This window comes from Streptomyces sp. BR123 (assembly GCF_013401435.1).
Classification (GTDB): domain Bacteria; phylum Actinomycetota; class Actinomycetes; order Streptomycetales; family Streptomycetaceae; genus Streptomyces.
Genome location: NZ_JACBGN010000041.1, coordinates 21,569 through 38,168, shown reverse-complemented (window position 1 = coordinate 38,168; position 16,600 = coordinate 21,569). Strand labels below are relative to the sequence as shown.

The window sequence follows — 16,600 nt, the reverse complement described above, 5'->3', positions numbered from 1 at the left end:
CCCCGGCACCCCCTCCGCCGGCCCGGTCACCGAGACCTCGGTGGGCCTGTCCTGGGCCGCGGCCACCGACGACAAGGGCGTCAAGGACTACGACGTGTACCGCGGCGCCGCGAAGATCGCGACGGTCACCGGGACCTCGTACGCCGACACCGGCCTGACCAAGGGCACCGCGTACACGTACTCCGTCACCGCCCGCGACACCGCCGGCCAGACCGGGCCCTCCTCCGGCACCCTGACGGTCACGACCCCCGGCGGCACGGTCCCGCCCGACCCGGGGGACAAGGTCACGCTCGGCTACTTCACCAACTGGGGCGTCTACGGACGCAACTACCACGTGAAGAACCTGGTCACCTCCGGCACCGCCGCGAAGATCACGCACATCAACTACGCCTTCGGCAACGTCCAGGGCGGCAAGTGCACCATCGGCGACGCCTACGCCGACCACGACAAGGCCTACACCGCCGACCAGAGCGTCGACGGCAAGGCCGACACCTGGGACCAGCCGCTGCGCGGCAACTTCAACCAGCTGCGCAAGCTCAAGGCCCAGTACCCGCACCTCAAGGTCCTGTGGTCCTTCGGCGGCTGGACCTGGTCCGGCGGCTTCGGCCAGGCCGCGGCGAACCCGGCCGCCTTCGCCCAGTCCTGCTACGACCTGGTCGAGGACCCGCGCTGGGCCGACGTCTTCGACGGCATCGACCTGGACTGGGAGTACCCGAACGCCTGCGGCCTGAGCTGCGACACCTCGGGAGCCGCCGCCTTCACCCACATGATGCAGGCCATGAAGGCCAAGTTCGGCGCCGCCAACCTGGTCACCGCGGCCATCACGGCCGACGCCTCCGACGGCGGCAAGATCGACAAGGCCGACTACGCGGGAGCCGCCCGGTACGCGGACTTCTACAACGTCATGACGTACGACTTCTTCGGCGCCTGGGCCGCCCAGGGCCCGACCGCCCCGCACTCCCCGCTCACCCCGTACGCCGGGATCCCGCAGGCCGGCTTCAACTCCGCCGAAGCCGTCGCCAAGCTCAAGGCCAAGGGCGTCCCGGGCAGCAAGCTCAACCTCGGCATCGGCTTCTACGGCCGCGGCTGGACCGGCGTCACCCAGGCGGCCCCCGGCGGCACCGCCACCGGCCCGGCCCAGGGCACGTACGAGCAGGGCATCGAGGACTACAAGGTGCTCAAGAACAGCTGCCCCGCCACCGGCACGATCGCCGGCACCGCCTACGCCAAGTGCGGAAGCAACTGGTGGAGCTACGACACCCCCGCCACCATCGCCGGAAAGACGGCCTGGGCCAAGCAGCAGGGGCTCAGGGGCGCCTTCTACTGGGAGTTCAGCGGCGACACCGCGAACGGCGAACTCGCCGCCGCCGTCCACGCCGGCCTGCGGTGACCCCCGCCCACTGAGCCGGTGAACGACGAAGCCGGGAAGACGGGATCCGCCCCCCGTCTCCCCGGCTTCCTCACGTCAGGTCCGTACGCCGGTACGCCGATGGCCGCCCTCGGGCGACGTTCGCCCTCCCCCGGACCCCGTCCGGGGGACCCCCACCCAACGGGCAAGGAATTCTCAGGCGACATTCACCCTCCCCCAGACTCCGTCCGGGGGGACCCCCACCCAACGGGCAAGGAATTCTCAGGCGACATTCACCCGTTGTCCGGGAGGCGCCGCCTCCAGCCAGGCCAGGAACCCGGTCAGCGCGTCCTCGCTCATCGCCAGCTCCAGGCGGGTCCCCTGATGGGTACAGCCGAGCACGACGGCGTCGGACAGCAGCGCCAGCTCCTCCTCGCCCTCGGGAGCCCGGCGCGAGACCACCTCGATCGAGTCCCGCTGCAGCAGTCGGCGCGGCCGCGGCGAGTACGAGAAGACGCGGAACCAGTCGATGCGGTCACCGCTGTAGCGGGCGACCCCGTAGACCCAGCCCTTGCCGGAGAGGTCCGGCTTGTCGGCCACCCCCCAGCGCAAGGAGCAGTCGAAGGTGCCGCCGGAGCGCTGGATCAGTCTGCGCCGCAGCCCGAACACGAACAGGCCGATCACCACCAGGGCTACGACCAGGCCGCTCACAAGCAGAGCGAGGAGCATCTTCACCGACCTCCTCGCTCATCGACATACCGCACATGAAAAGGGACGTACATCGCCTCAGCCGCGACCCGTCCCGGAAAATTCCGGAACGGACCGCGGCTGAGGTCTCAACCTGTTCGGTACGGGGCTCAGCGCCCCGCGACCGCGCGCAGCCGGACATCCGCGCGACGCTCGGCGGCCGCGTCGGCCTCCGCCTTCGCGCGCTCCAGTGCCCGCTCCGCCCGCTGGACGTCAATCTCGTCCGCGAGCTCGGCGATCTCGGCCAGCATGGACAGCTTGTTGTCCGCGTACGAGATGAATCCGCCGTGCACCGCGGCGACGACAGTGCCGCCCTCGCTGGTACGGATGGTCACCGGGCCCGATTCCAGCACACCGAGAAGCGGCTGGTGACCGGGCATGACGCCGATGTCGCCGGACGTGGTGCGGGCGACGACCAGGGTGGCCGCACCGGACCAGACACTCCGGTCCGCCGCGACCAGCTCGACGTGCAGCTCAGCAGCCAAGGTGGCTCCTCGGGTCACCACCCGGCGGGTCAGCCGGGTGTTGGGTCAAATTCTAATGGGCGTGGGGAGAGGGACGGGACACACCCGCCCCTCTCAGAGGTCCCCTCCCGGCCGTGACCGGGAGGGAACCTTCGAACCGGAGGCACTCGCAGGAGCGCCCCGGGTCAGGAGACGCCCAGCTCCTTGGCGTTCTTCTTCAGGTCCTCAAGGCCACCGCACATGAAGAAGGCCTGCTCGGGGAAGTGGTCGAACTCACCGTCGCAGATCGCGTTGAACGCGGCGATCGACTCGTCGAGCGGGACGTCCGAACCGTCCACACCGGTGAACTGCTTCGCCGCGTGGGTGTTCTGGGACAGGAAGCGCTCGACACGGCGGGCACGGTGGACAACGAGCTTGTCCTCCTCGCCCAGCTCGTCGATACCGAGGATCGCGATGATGTCCTGGAGGTCCTTGTACTTCTGCAGGATCCCCTTGACGCGGGTCGCGGCCGCGTAGTGGTCCTTCGCGATGTACCGCGGGTCGAGGATGCGGGACGAGGAGTCCAGCGGGTCCACGGCCGGGTAGATGCCCTTCTCGGAGATCGGACGGGAGAGAACCGTCGTCGCGTCGAGGTGGGCGAAGGTGGTCGCCGGCGCCGGGTCGGTGAGGTCGTCGGCGGGGACGTAGATCGCCTGCATCGAGGTGATCGAGTGACCACGGGTCGAGGTGATGCGCTCCTGGAGGAGACCCATCTCGTCGGCCAGGTTCGGCTGGTAACCCACCGCGGAGGGCATGCGGCCGAGCAGGGTCGAGACCTCGGAACCGGCCTGCGTGAAGCGGAAGATGTTGTCGATGAAGAACAGCACGTCCTGCTTCTGCACATCGCGGAAGTACTCCGCCATGGTCAGACCGGCCAGGGCGACGCGCAGACGGGTGCCCGGGGGCTCGTCCATCTGGCCGAAGACCAGGGCGGTCTTGTCGAGAACGCCGGACTCTTCCATCTCCGCGATGAGGTCGTTGCCCTCACGGGTGCGCTCACCCACGCCGGCGAAGACGGAAACACCCTCGTGCAGCTTCGCCACACGCATGATCATTTCCTGGATCAGAACGGTCTTGCCGACACCGGCACCACCGAACAGACCGATCTTTCCACCCTTGACGTACGGGGTGAGGAGGTCGACGACCTTGAGGCCCGTCTCGAACATCTCGGTCTTCGACTCGAGGTCCTCGAACTTCGGGGCCGTGCGGTGGATCGCCCAGCGCTCGGTCTCCGTGCCGTTGGCCTCGGGCTCGTTCAGCACCTCACCGAGGGTGTTGAACACCTTGCCCTTGGTGAAGTCGCCGACGGGGACGGTGATGCCCGCACCCGTGTCGGTCACCACGGCCTGGCGGACCAGGCCGTCGGTGGGCTGCATGGAGATGGCGCGGACAACGCCGTCACCCAGGTGCTGCGCGACCTCGAGGGTCAGCGTCTTGAGCGCGCCCTCCTCGGCCGGGTCGGCAACCTGGACGGTCAGCGCGTTGTAGATCTCCGGCATGGCGTCGACGGGGAACTCCACGTCGACGACCGGGCCGATGACCCGCGCGATGCGGCCGGTGGCAGCGGCCGCCACTGCGTTATCGATAGACGTCGTCACTTACTTGTCACTCCCCGCGTTCGCGTCGGCCAGGGCTGCGGAGCCACCGACGATCTCGCTGATTTCCTGGGTGATTTCGGCCTGGCGGGCCGCGTTGGCAAGCCGGGTGAGGTTCGTGATGAGCTCACCGGCGTTGTCGGTCGCCGACTTCATCGCACGGCGGCGGGCAGCGTGCTCGGAAGCAGCGGCCTGCAGCAGCGCGTTGTACACGCGGCTCTCGACGTAGCGCGGCAGCAGGGCGTCGAGGACGTCCTCCGCCGACGGCTCGAAGTCGAACAGCGGCAGGACCTCGCCCTTGCCGGCCGTCTCCTCCTGCGCCTTCTCAAGGCTGAGCGGCAGCATCCGGTCGTCCACCGGGTTCTGCGTCATCATCGACACGAACTCCGTGAAGACGATGTGCAGCTCGTCCACGCCGCCCTCGGCCGTCTCCCGGGAGATGGCCTCGATGAGCGGTGCGGCCACGGCCTTGGCGTTCGCGTAGGTCGGGCTGTCGGTGAAGCCGGTCCAGCTGTCCGCGACCTTGCGCTCACGGAAGCCGTAGTAGGCGACACCCTTGCGGCCGACGATGTAGTGGTCGACCTCCTTGCCCTCGCTGCGCAGCCGCTCCGTCAGCCGGTCCGCCGCCTTGATGGCGTTGGACGAGTAGCCGCCGGCCAGACCACGGTCGCTCGTGAGCAGCAGCACGGCCGCCCGCACCGGGGCCTCCGCCCCCGTGGTGAGCGGGTGCTTGGTGTTGGACCCCGTCGCCACCGCGGTCACCGCACGGGTGAGCTCGGTCGCGTACGGCGTGGAGGCCGCCACCTGGCGCTGCGCCTTGACGATGCGCGAGGCGGCGATCATCTCCATCGCCTTGGTGATCTTCTTGGTCGCGGTAACGGATCGGATGCGACGCTTGTAGACCCGGAGCTGGGCTCCCATGAGTCAGGTCCCTTCCGTCGTTACTTGGCCACCGGCGCGTCTTCGCCCAGAAGCTTGCCGTCCGAGGTCTCGAACTGCTTCTTGAAGTCGGCGATCGCGTCGGCGACGGACTGCAGGGTGTCGTCCGACATCTTGCCGCCCTCGCGGATCGAGGTGAGGAGTTCCTTGCGGTTGTGGCGCAGGTGCTCCAGCAGCTCGGACTCGAAGCGACGGATGTCCTCGACCGGGACGTCGTCCATCTTGCCGGTGGTGCCGGCCCAGATGGAGACGACCTGCTCCTGAACCGGCATCGGCTCGTACTGGGCCTGCTTCAGCAGCTCGACCATGCGCTTGCCGCGCTCCAGCGCGGACTTCGACGCGGAGTCCAGGTCGGAACCGAAGGCGGCGAACGCCTCCAGCTCGCGGTACTGGGCGAGGTCCACGCGCAGGCGGCCGGAGATCTGCTTCATGGCCTTGTGCTGGGCGGAGCCACCGACACGGGAGACCGAGATACCGACGTTCAGGGCCGGACGCTGGCCGGCGTTGAACAGGTCGGACTCCAGGAAGCACTGGCCGTCGGTGATGGAGATGACGTTGGTCGGGATGAACGCCGAGACGTCGTTGGCCTTGGTCTCGACGATCGGCAGACCGGTCATCGAACCGGCACCCATCTCGTCGGAGAGCTTGGCGCAGCGCTCCAGCAGGCGGGAGTGCAGGTAGAAGACGTCACCCGGGTAGGCCTCACGGCCCGGCGGGCGGCGCAGCAGCAGGGACACGGCGCGGTAGGCGTCGGCCTGCTTCGACAGGTCGTCGAAGACGATCAGGACGTGCTTGCCCTGGTACATCCAGTGCTGACCGATGGCGGAACCGGTGTACGGCGCAAGGTACTTGAAGCCGGCCGGGTCCGACGCCGGGGCGGCGACGATGGTCGTGTACTCCAGGGCGCCCGCCTCTTCCAGCGCGGCGCGCACGGAAGCGATGGTGGAGCCCTTCTGGCCGATGGCGACGTAGATGCAGCGGACCTGCTTGTTGACGTCGCCCGAGCGCCAGTTGTCACGCTGGTTGATGATCGTGTCGATGGCCAGGGCGGTCTTGCCCGTCTGGCGGTCACCGATGATCAGCTGACGCTGGCCGCGGCCGACCGGCGTCATGGCGTCGACGGCCTTGTAGCCCGTCTCCATGGGCTCGTGCACGGACTTGCGCGCCATGACGCCCGGGGCCTGCAGCTCGAGGGCGCGGCGGCCCTCGGTCGCGATCTCGCCGAGGCCGTCGATCGGGTTGCCGAGCGGGTCGACAACGCGGCCGAGGTAGCCCTCGCCGACGCCGACGGAGAGCACCTCACCGGTGCGCTGCACCGGCTGGCCCTCCTCGATACCGCTGAACTCGCCGAGGACGATGGCACCGATCTCGCGCTCCTCGAGGTTGAGGGCGAGGCCGAGGGTGCCGTCCTCGAACTTCAGCAGCTCGTTCGCCATGGTGGAGGGCAGGCCCTCCACCTTCGCGATGCCGTCACCGGCAACGCTGACCGTGCCGACCTCCTCGCGCGAGGCCGCGTCCGGCTGGTACGACTGGACAAAGGTCTCCAGTGCGTCCCGGATCTCCTCCGGCCGGATCGTGAGCTCCGCCATCTGGGTTCCCTGCTCTCCTTGTTGGGCCCGAAGTTTCTTAGGGGTCTGGGGGCGACCCCCAGGAATCTTCTGCAAGTTCTGCACGGCCCAACCGGGCCGCTAGGAATGCTGTGTTCTGTTTGGTGACTGCTCGGCTGGTCAGCCGGCCATGCGGCGAGCGGCCTCGGCCAGTCGGTTCGAGGTGGAACCGTCGATGACCTCGTCGCCCACCTGCACCACGATCCCGCCGAGGACCTCGGGGTCCACGTCGAGGTTCAGGTGCATCTGGCGGCCGTACAGCTTGGCCAGCACCGCGCCGAGACGCTGCTTCTGCGCGTCGCTGAGCGGAACCGCGGTGGTCACGGTGGCGACCATGCGGTCGCGGCGCTCGGCGGCGAGCTTGGAAAGGGACTCGAGTCCCGCTTCCAGGCTACGTCCACGCGGGTGGGTGACCAGTCGCGTCACCAGGCGCTCGGTGGCGGCGTTCGCCTTGCCGCCGAGCAGGCTGCGGAGCAGCGCGCTCTTGGCGGAGACGGTCGCCTTGCGGTCGGTCAGGGCGGCGCGCAGCTCGGGGTTCGAGGCGAGGATCCGGCCGAAGCGGAAGATCTCGTCCTCGACGTCGTCGAGTGCGCCGGCCTTCTGCGCCGCGGTGAGGTCGGCGGTGGCCGCCAGCTCCTCCAGCGCGTCCACCAGGTCGCGGGACTGCGACCAGCGGGAGCGCACCATGCCGGACACCAGGTCGAGGGTCTCCCCGCCCACCTGGCCGCCCAGCAGCCGTGCGGCCAGCTCGGCCTTGGCCTCACCCGGCTGCGCCGGGTCCGTGAGGACCCGACGCAGCGAGACCTCGCGGTCGAGCAGCGCGGTGACGGCGGCCAGCTCACCGGCGAGCTTCGCCGCGTCGACGGACGTGTTGTCCGTCAGCGCGTCGAGGCGCTCGCGGGAGGCGTGCAGCGCCTCGCGGCTCGCTCCGTTCATCGGGTCGCCTCGGCCTTCGCCTCGAGCTCGTCGAGGAACCGGTCGATGGTGCGGCTCTGCCGGGCGTGGTCCTCGAGGGACTCGCCGACGAGCTTGCCGGCCAGGTCGGTGGCGAGCTTGCCCACGTCCTGACGCAGCGCCTGCGAGGCGGCCTTGCGGTCGGCCTCGATCTGGGCGTGGCCGGCAGCGATGATCTCCTCGCGCTGCCGCTGGCCCTCTGCGCGCAGCTCTTCCTTGAGCGCAGTGCCCTGCTCCAGCGCTTCCTGGCGCAGGCGGGCGGCCTCGTGCCGGGCCTCGGCGAGCTGGGCCTTGTACTGCTCCAGGACGCTCTGGGCCTCGGTCTGGGCGGCTTCCGCCTTCTCGATGCCACCCTCGATGGCCTCGCGACGCTCTTCCAGAACCTTGTTGATGTTCGGGAGGAGCTTCTTCGCGAGGATGGCGAAGACGATCAGGAAGGCGACGAGACCGACGATGAGCTCCGGGAGCGGCGGGAGCAGAGGGTTCTGAGGCTCCTCTGCCGCCAGGTGCACCAGGGAAATCACATCAGTGCCTTTCGTCGAATCGGACAGGTATGCGTTCGTCAGCTGTAGACGAAGGGCATGACCAGACCGATGAGGGCGAGCGCCTCACAGAAGGCGAAGCCGAGGATCTGGTTGGCGCGGATCAGACCGGCAGCCTCGGGCTGGCGGGCGAGGGCCTGCGTGCCGTTGCCGAAGATGATGCCGACGCCGACGCCGGGGCCGATGGCCGCGAGACCGTAACCGACGGAGCTGAGGGAACCGGTGACGGCGGCAAGGGTCTGGGACATGCCAGTTCTTCCTTCTCTTTCACGGACCGGTGGGGGTTGGCCACCGGACGAATGGGGGCTTGGAGGTGGGCGATCAGTGGTGCTCGGCGAGCGCGCCCTGGATGAAGCTGCAGGCCAGGAGGACGAAGACGTACGCCTGGACAGCCTGGATGAAGAGCTCGAAGACGGTCATGCCGAGGACCATGACGAACGACACGCCCGCGGCCGGGATGCCCCAGCCGTTGAAGAGGTACCAGCTGGCGATCGTGAACAGCACCAGGAGGGTGTGGCCGGCGAACATGTTCGCGAACAGTCGGACCGCGTGGGTGAAGGGGCGGACCAGGACGTTCGAGAAGAACTCGATGACCATGACCAGCGGGAGGACGGCGCCCAGGGACTTGTCGTAGCCGGTCAGGTTCTTCAGGCCGCCGACGAAGCCGTGGCGCTTGAAGGTCACCGACATCCAGATGCCGTAGACGACCAGCGCGAGAGCGGCCGGGTACGCGATGATCGAGGTCACCGGGAACTGGGCCAGCGGGATGATCGACCAGACGTTCAGGATCCAGACGAAGAAGAACAGCGACACCATGAAGGGGACGTACTTCTCGCCCTCCTTCTTGCCCAGCGTCTCGTACACGATCCCGCGGCGCACGAAGTCGTAACCGCTCTCGGCGACCATCTGGAGCTTGCCGGGAACGACCTGCGGCTTGCGGAAGGCGGCCCAGAAGAAGCCCAGAATGATGATCGTGCCCAGCAGGGCGAGCAGCATCGGCTTGTTGAAGTACCAGCCGTCTGCATCTCCGGCGATGGGCTCGAAGATGAAGGACCACAGGCTGGGGGCCGGGAAGCCACAACCGGAGTTGAGTTGACAGTCGGCCTCGAAGGCGAGCGTCATCTGGTCAGCACTCACCGCGGGCTCCTTCAGCGTGGCGCATAGGTACGGCAACCTCGTTGTGTCGGCGCGGCAGACAGCCGCGGTTCGGCACTGGACTGGTGTTACGGATGATGGGGCGGCGTTCAGGCATGGAGCCTCGCGATGGAACAGGCGTCAGCTCGGATGCCCGCGCCCGCAGTGCCGCAGTTGGCACCGGACGATAGCAGGATCTCGAACGCGCCTTTATCCCGGCCCTACCCCTCACGACTTCGGCCCCGAGTTTTCGGGCTTGTCGCCCTTCACCGAGTCCGGTTCGACGTAGAGGATCTTGGCCTTCATATGCGCACGCGTCTGCGCCGCGATCCACACGAGGGTGGTCGCGACCAGCGTGATGGCGAAGGCCTTGGGGTTGAACAACGTCGTGTTCTTGAACACGGCGACGAAGACGAACAGCAGAAGAATCTGCGTCGTGTAGAGCATGAGCCCCATCGCCTGGAACAGGTGCGGCAGCGATTTCGCCGTGCGTTGCAGAACGATGAAGCCGATGCCCATGAAGAGCATCACGACCACCGTGGCGATGGCTGCACCAAGGGCCCCCTTGCCGCCCGCGGCCACGGCGCTGACGACAACGGCGATGACGCCGGCGACAGCGGTGGGCACTGCGGCGTGCAGGAGGGATCGGGCGTCATCGGACAGCATGGCGCTTTGGCTCCGCGGTGGTGGTGGGGGCACGGACTCGTACGGGACTCGTACGGGACGAGCGTAGGCCCGGTCGCGAGAAAGAACCTCGAGCCGGAGGGCCGTCGCACTACGGTCCTTCGGCTGTGTCACCGGGTTTAGTGAACGGTATCACAAACTATTTGATGAGAGCTTTACCTGGAGGGTGTGCCAACTGTCACACATGAGTGTGAACGCGCCCGTGTGTGCGCGACAAGCCCTCGGCTTGCGTGCTAATGGCGCCCCATGTCCGACATGCTCCGTCGGCGTCAGCGCGTCGTTTCGGCCTTACGCCGGTCGGGGAAGCGCGAACGGGGGCCCACGGCGGTTGCTCCGTTGACGCCGGAGACACCCACCGCGACCCGCCGGCCGGACTCCGGCTCGCGGCCCGAGGCGTCCTGCGCGGCCGCCTCGGCGGCCCGCTCGGCGTGCCGGTAGCGCGGCGGGACCAGGAACTCCGCCCAGCGCGGGGTGCGCGGCCTGAAGCGCGGCAGGAGCAGCAGGACCAGGCCCACGGCGCTCAGGGCCGCGATGGCCAGCACGATCCACATCGAGGCGGAGTGCACGGAATAGGCCACCGCGCCGAACGCGATCAGTCCGGACCAGAAGTACATGATCAGGACAGCGCGGCTGTGGGAATGGCCGAGTTCCAGCAGTCGGTGGTGCAGGTGCCCGCGGTCCGCCGCGAACGGCGACTGGCCCTTCCAGGTGCGCCGCACGATGGCCAGGACCAGGTCGGCCATCGGGATCGCGATGATCGTCAGCGGCAGCAGCAGCGGGATGAAGACCGGGAGCATCGCGTGCGTCGCGTTGCGCTCACCGCCGGCGAAGAGGGCCATCGTGTCCGGGTCCACCTGGCCGGTGATCGAGATGGCGCCGGCGGCGAGGACCAGGCCGATGAGCATCGAACCGGAGTCGCCCATGAAGATGCGTGCGGGATGCATGTTGTGCGGCAGGAAGCCCAGGCACATGCCCATCAGGATCGCGGCGAAGAGGGTCGCGGGCGCCGCCGCCTCGATTCCGTAGCCGAACCAGATCCGGTAGGCGTAGAGGAAGAACGCCGCGGAGGCGATGCACACCATGCCGGCGGCGAGGCCGTCGAGGCCGTCCACGAAGTTCACCGCGTTGATGGTGACGACCACCAGGGCCACCGTGAGCAGGTTGCCCTGCCACTGGGTGAGCGCGACCGTCCCGATCCACGGGACGGGGATCCACAGCACGGTCAGGCCCTGCATGACCATCACACCGGCGGCGATCATCTGCGCGCCGAGCTTGATCAGCGCGTCGATCTCGAACTTGTCGTCCAGGACGCCGATCAGCCAGATCAGCGCGGCCCCCGACAGCAGGGCCCGCGGCTCGTTGGACAGCTCGAAGACGCCGTTGAGGTTGGGCAGGTGGTCGGCGACCAGCAGGCCCGCGCACAGCCCGCCGAACATGGCGATGCCGCCGAGTCGCGGAGTGGGCTCGCGGTGCACGTCGCGGGCGCGGATCTCCGGCATCGCGCCGGCCGCGATCGCGAATCTGCGCACGGGCCCGGTGAGCAGGTAGGTCACCGCCACCGTGACGCAGAGCGTCAGCAGGTATTCACGCACGGGCTGCCCCAGATGTATCGCCGGCCATCTCAGCCCCACACATTAGCCGTGATGTCCCCGGTGGCGAGGACGCGAGGAACCCGGCTGCGGTTGCGGTACACCCTGCTTGCCCCGATTACCCACCGTAAGGGGGAAAGGAGTGGGCCAGATCGGCCACTTCCGCGCGGGTTTTCGCCGGTTCCCCCTGCAGTGCGGCCGTGAAGAGCGCGGCGATCCGCTCCATCTCCGGCTCCCGCATGCCCTGGGTGGTCACGGCCGCCGAGCCCAGGCGGATCCCGCGCTGGTCCCCGTACGGCAGGGCACAGGTGTCCAGCACGATCCCCGCCGCGGCGAGCCGGCCGCGGGCGGTGGGGCCGTCGAGGCCGAGGGGCGCCGGGTCGGCGGTGATCAGGTGCGTGTCCGTGCCGCCCGTCGTCACGGCGAAGCCGTGCCCGGTCAGCGCCTCCGCCAGCACGCGGGCGTTGGCCACCACCCGGTGGGCGTACGTGGTGAACGCGGGCCGGGCCGCCTCGCCGAAGGCGACGGCCTTGGCGGCGATGGTGTGCATCTGGGCGCCGCCCTGGGTGAACGGGAACACGGCCCGGTCGATCCGCTCCGCGAACTCCGCGCCGCACAGGATCATCCCGCCGCGGGGGCCGCGCAGCACCTTGTGGGTGGTCGCGCACACGACGTCGGCGTACGGGACGGGGCTGGGCGCCGCCCCGCCGGCGACGAGCCCGATCGGGTGCGCGGCGTCCGCGATGAGGTAGGCCCCCACCTCGTCGGCGATCTCCCGGAAGACCGAGTACTCGGGATGCCGCGGGTAGGAGATCGAGCCGCAGACGATGGCTTTCGGCCGGTGCGCCCGCGCCAGCTGCTGCACCTGGGGGTAGTCGATCAGGCCCGTCTCGGCGTCGACCCCGTAGCCGACGAAATCGAACCAGCGGCCGGAGAAATTGGCCGGGGAGCCGTGGGTGAGGTGGCCGCCGTACGCGAGCCCCATCGCCAGCACGGTGTCGCCCGGCCGCAGCAGGGCGGCGTACGCGGCGAGGACGGCGGCGGAGCCGGAGTGCGGCTGCACGTTGGCGTGCTCGACCCCGAACAGCGCCCGCGCCCGTTCCGCGGCGGTCCGCTCGGCGAGGTCGGCGTACTCGCAGCCGCCGTGGTAGCGGTTGCCCGGGTAGCCCTCGGCGTACTTGTTGGCGAGCGCCGAGCCGAGGGCCGCCAGGACGGCGGGCGAGGTGAAGTTCTCGGCGGCGATCAGCTGGAGCGAGGTGGCCTGCCGCTGCGCCTCCCCGGCGAGCACGTCGGCCATCTGCGGATCCTGCTGCCGCAGCAGGTCCGGGGGCGGGGTGATGACGCTCATGGCGCGACTCCAGTGGCGGTACCGGGTACCGCCACTGTAGGCCCGTCGAAGCCGTCGCGCCCTGCGGGACGGCTCCCGGGGCCCGGAAGGCGCCGCCGGGTCGCGGAGCCCCGCGCCGGCCCCCTGACGGCCATGTCGCTCACCCGCGCGGCCCTCAGCCGTGCGGCCCTCGTCCCGCGCGGCCCCGAGGGGCCTCCGCGGGCTTCGGCCCGCTGCGCCGGCCCCGGCCGCCGGTCCGCGCACCCGGGTCAGTGCGGGGGCGCGACACCCGTCAGGGCCGTGACGACCGGATCGAGCGCCTGGTTGATCTCGTCGCCGATCGAGCGGAAGAAGGTGATCGGGGCGCCGTAGGGGTCGTGCACCTCGTCCGCGTCCTGCGAGGGGGCCAGGAGCCAGCCGCGCAGGGCCGCCGCGGCCCGTACCAGTGCCCGCGCGCGTTCGACGACGCCGTCGTCCAGGGGCGGCAGCGTCGCCGGGTCTATGGCCCGCACCAGGCGGGTGAACTCCTTCAGGGTGAAGGTGCGCAGGCCCGCCGAGTGGCCCATGGAGATGACCTGCGCCCGGTGGTCCCGGGTGGCGGTCAGGACGAGGTCGGCCCGTATGACGTGCTCGTCGAGCAGCTCGCGCCCGGTGAACCCGGAGGCGTCCGCGCCGAAGTCGGCGAGTACGGCGGCTGCGTTCGCCTCCATCGGGGCGCCCTCGTGGCCCCACGTGCCGGCGCTCTCCACGATCAGGCTGCTGGCCGGGATGTCGCCCAGGCGGTGTGCCAGCGCATGCCGGGTCAGCCGCTCGGTGATCGGCGAGCGGCAGACGTTGCCGGTGCTGACGTGGAGGATGCGGAAGGTGCCCGCGCCGTCCGCGGGCGGAAGCTGCCCCTCGGCTATGCCACGCCCCTGAGGGCTCACGGGGACACCTCGAGGTCGGGTACGACCTCCCGCAGCTGCTCGGCGGTCAGCGCGCCCTCGCGCAGCAGGACGGGAACCTTCCCGGTGACGTCGACGATCGACGACGGCTGGATGCCGGGGGTGGGGCCGCCGTCCAGGTACACCGAGACGGAGTCGCCGAGCATGGCGCGCGCCGCGTCGCAGTCCTCGGGCGCCGGGTGGCCGGTCAGGTTCGCGGAGGACACCGCCATCGGGCCGACCTCGGTCAGGAGCTCGATCGCGACGGGGTGCAGCGGCATGCGCACGGCCACCGTGCCCCGGGTCTCGCCCAGGTCCCAGGCCAGCGAGGGCTGGTGCTTGGCGACGAGGGTCAGCGCGCCCGGCCAGAAGGCGTCGACGAGCTCCCACGCCTGCTCGGAGAAGTCCGTCACCAGGCCGTGGAGGGTGTTCGGGGAGCCGATGAGCACCGGGGTGGGCATGCTGCGGCCCCGCCCCTTGGCGGTGAGCAGGTCGCCGACGGCCTCCGCGCTGAAGGCGTCCGCACCGATCCCGTACAGGGTGTCGGTGGGCAGCACGACCAGCTCGCCGCGGCGCACGGCGGATGCGGCTTCACGCAGGCCCGTCGCGCGGTCCGTCGCGTCGTTGCAGTCGTATCGCCGGGCCATCAGCGAGCCTCCTCGTGCAGCAGGTGGGTGGCGGGAAGGGGGGCGCTCACGGGCGTGCCTTGCGGGCGGTCGCGAAGCGCGGGCGGTTGTTGAGGTCGGGGTGGTCGGCGGCGTCGGCCCAGCCCAGTTCCTCGGCGAAGATCCACGGAACCTGGCCGCCCTGGGTGTCGGCGTGCTCGACGACGACGACCCCGCCGGGCCGCAGCAGCCGGTGGGCGGTCCGCTCGATGCCGCGGATGGTGTCGAGGCCGTCCTCGCCGGAGAAGAGCGCCATCTCCGGGTCGTGGTCGCGGGCCTCGGGGGCGACGTACTCCCACTCGGTGAGCGGGATGTACGGCGGGTTGGAGATCACCAGGTCGACCTGTCCGTCGAGCTCGGGCAGGGCCTCCAGGGCGTCGCCCTGGTGGACGGTGACCCGCGATCCCTCGGCGTTCTTGCGGGCCCAGCGCAGGGCGTCGTCGGACAGCTCCACGGCGTGCACGCGCGAGCGCGGCACCTCCTGGGCCATGGCGAGGGCGATGGCTCCGGACCCGGTGCACAGGTCGACGATCAGCGGCTCGACGACGTCCATCGCCCGGACGGCCTGTATGGCCCAGTCCACGACCGACTCGGTCTCGGGCCGGGGGACGAACACCCCTGGCCCGACCTGGAGCTCCAGGTACCGGAAGAAGGCGCGGCCGGTGATGTGCTGGAGCGGCTCGCGCGCCTCGCGGCGGGCGACGGCCTCCCAGTAGCGGGCGTCGAAGTCCGCGTCCTTGACGCGGTGCAGTTCCCCCCGTTTGACGCCGTGGACGAAGGCCGCGAGCTCCTCGGCGTCGAAGCGCGGTGAGGGCACGCCTGCGGCGGCCAGCCGCTGGGTGGCCTGGGCCACCTCGGCAAGCAGCAAGTTCACGCTGGTCCTCCGGGCTTGCTGTCGTACGGGGGGAGGGGGGTCAGTTCGGGGTCGCGGCCGCGAGCTTGGCGGCCGAGTCCGTGTCGACGCACGACTGGATGACCGGGTCGAGGTCGCCGTCGAGCACCTGGTCCAAGTTGTACGCCTTGAAGCCGGTCCGGTGGTCCGAGAGCCGGTTTTCCGGGAAGTTGTACGTACGGATCTTCTCGGACCGGTCGACGGTGCGGACCTGGCTGCGCCGGGCGTCGGCGGCCTCCTGCTCGGCGGCCTCCTGGGCGGCGGCCAGCAGGCGGGAGCGCAGGATGCGCATGGCCTGCTCCTTGTTCTGGAGCTGGCTCTTCTCGTTCTGGCAGGACGCGACCACGCCGGTGGGCAGGTGCGTGATGCGGACGGCGGAGTCCGTGGTGTTGACGGACTGGCCGCCGGGGCCGGACGACCGGTACACGTCGATGCGCAGGTCGTTCTGGTTGATCTCGACCTCGACCTCCTCGGCCTCCGGGGTGACGAGCACGCCGGCGGCGGAGGTGTGGATGCGGCCCTGCGATTCGGTGGCCGGCACGCGCTGGACGCGGTGCACGCCGCCCTCGTACTTCAGGCGGGCCCACACGCCCTGGCCGGGCTCGGTGGCGCCGTTGCCGCCCTTGGTGCGGACGGAGACCTGGACGTCCTTGTAGCCGCCGAGCTCGGACTCGGTGGAGTCGATGATCTCGGTCTTCCAGCCCACCCGCTCGGCGTAGCGCAGGTACATGCGCAGCAGGTCGCCGGCGAAGAGGGCGGACTCGTCGCCGCCCGCGCCCGCCTTGATCTCCAGCAGCACGTCCTTGTCGTCGCTGGGGTCGCGCGGGACGAGCAGCAGGCGCAGCTTCTCGGTGAGCTCTTCGCGGTGCGCGGTGAGCTCCTTGACCTCGGCTGCGAAGTCGGGGTCGTCCGCGGCGAACTCCTTCGCCGTCTCGATGTCGTCCGCCGACTGCTTCCACGCCCGGTAGGTGGCGATGATCGGGGTCAGCTCCGCGTAGCGCTTGTTCAGCTTGCGCGCGTTGGCCTGATCGGAGAAGACCGAAGGGTCGGCGAGCTTCTTCTCGAGGTCGGCGTGCTCGCCGACCAGTTCCTCGACCGCCTCGAACATCGGGGGCTCCTGGGGTGAAAAGTACGAAAAAGGGCTGCGGGAC

17 protein-coding genes are annotated in these 16,600 nt (G+C 69.8%); 1 reads left to right on the top strand and 16 read right to left on the bottom strand.

The features are described 5' to 3' along the window. Positions 1 to 1,390, top strand: a 1,390-nt coding sequence (locus HYE82_RS09845) for a glycoside hydrolase family 18 protein (RefSeq protein ID WP_179173569.1), incomplete at its 5' end; no start/stop codon positions are given. A 240-nt stretch (positions 1,391 to 1,630) separates the two neighbouring features. Here the strand turns inward: HYE82_RS09845 and HYE82_RS09840 are convergent. From HYE82_RS09840 to prfA, 16 genes are all read right to left on the bottom strand, one after another. Next, positions 1,631 to 2,077 carry a DUF2550 domain-containing protein gene (locus HYE82_RS09840; protein ID WP_179173568.1) on the bottom strand — a complete coding sequence of 149 codons (447 nt, stop codon included), beginning with the start codon at positions 2,075 to 2,077 and terminating at the stop codon, positions 1,631 to 1,633. Positions 2,078 to 2,205: 128 nt separating this feature from the next. Next, a complete protein-coding gene (locus HYE82_RS09835; RefSeq protein WP_179173567.1) occupies positions 2,206 to 2,580 on the bottom strand; it encodes a F0F1 ATP synthase subunit epsilon in 375 nt (124 codons plus the stop codon). A 164-nt stretch (positions 2,581 to 2,744) separates the two neighbouring features. Next, positions 2,745 to 4,196 (bottom strand): F0F1 ATP synthase subunit beta, encoded by a 1,452-nt coding sequence (gene atpD / locus HYE82_RS09830; RefSeq protein WP_179173566.1) that lies wholly within the window; start codon positions 4,194 to 4,196, stop codon positions 2,745 to 2,747. Beyond that, positions 4,197 to 5,114, bottom strand: a complete 918-nt coding sequence (locus tag HYE82_RS09825; protein ID WP_179173565.1) for a F0F1 ATP synthase subunit gamma — start codon at positions 5,112 to 5,114, stop codon at positions 4,197 to 4,199. Positions 5,115 to 5,134: 20 nt separating this feature from the next. Further along, positions 5,135 to 6,721 carry a F0F1 ATP synthase subunit alpha gene (gene atpA / locus HYE82_RS09820; RefSeq protein ID WP_179173564.1) on the bottom strand — a complete coding sequence of 529 codons (1,587 nt, stop codon included), beginning with the start codon at positions 6,719 to 6,721 and terminating at the stop codon, positions 5,135 to 5,137. A 138-nt stretch (positions 6,722 to 6,859) separates the two neighbouring features. After that, positions 6,860 to 7,675 (bottom strand): F0F1 ATP synthase subunit delta, encoded by an 816-nt coding sequence (locus HYE82_RS09815; RefSeq protein ID WP_179173563.1) that lies wholly within the window; start codon positions 7,673 to 7,675, stop codon positions 6,860 to 6,862. Continuing rightward, on the bottom strand, positions 7,672 to 8,217 hold the full coding sequence (locus HYE82_RS09810) for a F0F1 ATP synthase subunit B (protein ID WP_179173562.1): 546 nt from the start codon (positions 8,215 to 8,217) through the stop codon (positions 7,672 to 7,674). Before HYE82_RS09810 ends, HYE82_RS09815 begins: the two co-directional genes overlap by 4 nt. A gap of 38 nt (positions 8,218 to 8,255) precedes the next feature. Next, entirely contained in the window at positions 8,256 to 8,483 is a 228-nt protein-coding gene (gene atpE, locus HYE82_RS09805; RefSeq protein ID WP_030386954.1) for an ATP synthase F0 subunit C, read from the bottom strand. 73 nt (positions 8,484 to 8,556) lie between these two features. Next, positions 8,557 to 9,387, bottom strand: coding sequence for a F0F1 ATP synthase subunit A (gene atpB, locus HYE82_RS09800; RefSeq protein WP_179173575.1), 831 nt, complete (start codon positions 9,385 to 9,387; stop codon positions 8,557 to 8,559). Positions 9,388 to 9,597: 210 nt separating this feature from the next. Next, the gene (locus HYE82_RS09795; protein WP_179173561.1) at positions 9,598 to 10,035 is read right to left on the bottom strand and encodes a hypothetical protein; all 438 of its coding nucleotides are present in this window, start codon (positions 10,033 to 10,035) and stop codon (positions 9,598 to 9,600) included. 287 nt (positions 10,036 to 10,322) lie between these two features. Beyond that, complete coding sequence (locus HYE82_RS09790) at positions 10,323 to 11,657, bottom strand: MraY family glycosyltransferase (protein ID WP_179173574.1); 1,335 nt, start codon at positions 11,655 to 11,657, stop codon at positions 10,323 to 10,325. A 103-nt stretch (positions 11,658 to 11,760) separates the two neighbouring features. Then, on the bottom strand, positions 11,761 to 12,990 hold the full coding sequence (glyA, locus tag HYE82_RS09785; RefSeq protein WP_179173560.1) for a serine hydroxymethyltransferase: 1,230 nt from the start codon (positions 12,988 to 12,990) through the stop codon (positions 11,761 to 11,763). A 248-nt stretch (positions 12,991 to 13,238) separates the two neighbouring features. Continuing rightward, the gene (locus HYE82_RS09780; RefSeq protein WP_309144252.1) at positions 13,239 to 13,895 is read right to left on the bottom strand and encodes a protein-tyrosine-phosphatase; all 657 of its coding nucleotides are present in this window, start codon (positions 13,893 to 13,895) and stop codon (positions 13,239 to 13,241) included. Then, the gene (locus HYE82_RS09775) at positions 13,892 to 14,539 is read right to left on the bottom strand and encodes an L-threonylcarbamoyladenylate synthase (RefSeq protein WP_179173559.1); all 648 of its coding nucleotides are present in this window, start codon (positions 14,537 to 14,539) and stop codon (positions 13,892 to 13,894) included. Before HYE82_RS09775 ends, HYE82_RS09780 begins: the two co-directional genes overlap by 4 nt. Before the next feature lie 46 nt (positions 14,540 to 14,585). Beyond that, positions 14,586 to 15,431 carry a peptide chain release factor N(5)-glutamine methyltransferase gene (gene prmC / locus HYE82_RS09770; RefSeq protein ID WP_179173558.1) on the bottom strand — a complete coding sequence of 282 codons (846 nt, stop codon included), beginning with the start codon at positions 15,429 to 15,431 and terminating at the stop codon, positions 14,586 to 14,588. Between the two features lie 40 nt (positions 15,432 to 15,471). Beyond that, positions 15,472 to 16,557, bottom strand: a complete 1,086-nt coding sequence (gene prfA, locus HYE82_RS09765) for a peptide chain release factor 1 (protein ID WP_179173557.1) — start codon at positions 16,555 to 16,557, stop codon at positions 15,472 to 15,474. Between the last annotated feature and the right edge of the window lie 43 nt (positions 16,558 to 16,600).